At 33.3% G+C, this 1,296-nt stretch carries 4 protein-coding genes; all 4 read left to right on the plus strand.

Annotation, left to right across the window (positions count from 1 at the left end):
- The first annotated feature begins 177 nt into the window (after positions 1–177).
- Positions 178–366, plus strand: a complete 189-nt coding sequence (locus HMPREF2794_RS23900; protein ID WP_055271032.1) for a hypothetical protein — start codon at positions 178–180, stop codon at positions 364–366.
- Positions 367–443: 77 nt separating this feature from the next.
- Positions 444–653 carry a hypothetical protein gene (locus tag HMPREF2794_RS23905; RefSeq protein WP_055271030.1) on the plus strand — a complete coding sequence of 70 codons (210 nt, stop codon included), beginning with the start codon at positions 444–446 and terminating at the stop codon, positions 651–653.
- A gap of 18 nt (positions 654–671) precedes the next feature.
- On the plus strand, positions 672–965 hold the full coding sequence (locus tag HMPREF2794_RS23910; protein WP_055271028.1) for a hypothetical protein: 294 nt from the start codon (positions 672–674) through the stop codon (positions 963–965).
- Positions 966–993: 28 nt separating this feature from the next.
- The gene (locus HMPREF2794_RS29140) at positions 994–1,170 is read left to right on the plus strand and encodes a hypothetical protein (RefSeq protein WP_153880818.1); all 177 of its coding nucleotides are present in this window, start codon (positions 994–996) and stop codon (positions 1,168–1,170) included.
- Positions 1,171–1,296 lie beyond the last annotated feature (126 nt).

Genomic DNA, 1,296 nt, shown 5'->3' on the forward strand with positions numbered 1-1,296 from the left:
AGTAGAAGATTAAATTGGATATGAAAAAAGATAATAGCTTAGAGGATCTACTGATTCTATATTTAGTATCAGTAATAGGTATATTTACCTCCTTATCGGTTTTGGCTTATTGTGGAGTTTTAAAATAAAGGGATAACAGCCGGGAAAGATCGGCTTTTGATAATATTTGATAGAGATATGAGTAAGATAGATGTTTCAACTCTGAAAGAAGGTGATACTTTCATCCATAAAGGTGTGTTGTATGAAGTCTGGCAGAAAAACACTTGGAATACTCGTTGTAGGTATTTGAATGATAAATACCGTTATGGCGATTGGTGGGAGTATCTTTATTGTGATTTTAGTAATTATACAAAAGTCGAAATATGAAGACATTGGTGTTTGATATGATGCTTGATTAGAATGTGTAATAATTAACGTATAACAAATTAGAAAGGAACTAAAGTATGACACAAGAAAAATTCATTGCATTGTCAAAGGAAAAGGTTGCAAAATTGAATAAAGGTTCAAAAGAAGCGGAAGAAGCATGGAGAGCCGGATATCTGTATTTAGCAGAACAGCTACGCACCAGTTTCAATAACAAGACACAACTTTACTTTTTAGAAGAAGTAGAAGAAATCGTCGAGGATTCTTACGAACTTGATGAATTTGAATAACGTATAATAAAATCAATTATGAGTAAAAAAGAAATTTTGATAAAATGGAAAACGGTTGAAACAATTACTCCCGACTTTCCTGATGGTGCAATCTTTATAAAAGAAGATACATCTATTGAGTTCCCTTTGGCTATTGTAGCTTTTCCATTGGGGGGACATGCGAATGGAACGAAAAAGCAACGAGAGAGAGCCAAGTTAATAGCGGCTGCTCCTGAATTATTAAAAGCGTGCCAAGAAGCACTAAAATATGTCTGCGTAGAAGAACCTGCCTATGATGTATTATGTAATGCTATCAAAAAGGCTACTGAATAACCCTCAAACCAAATCAGAAAGGAATAGAATGTTATATATAGCAGAAGTAGTAGCAATAATCGAAGAGGCGAAAAAACGTGGAGAACATTCATACACATTCATAAATCTGTCTTCGTATGTACGACATATACTAATGAAAGTCGGATATAAAATACGTTTCTCTATAGATGAGAATTGGAATGGCGTATATAAAGTAGAGTGGTAATTTCAAGTAAATCAAAATAGATGAGCTTTATATCAAGACAGAAAAATGGGCTTTTATGCCGATTCTCAACGGTGATAGATACTGTTAGTGATTACAATATGACAGATGAAGAATATATTGAAATGT

Origin of the sequence: Bacteroides sp. HMSC067B03 (assembly GCF_001811315.1) — a bacterium.
GTDB classification, from domain to species: Bacteria; Bacteroidota; Bacteroidia; order Bacteroidales; family Bacteroidaceae; genus Bacteroides; species Bacteroides faecis.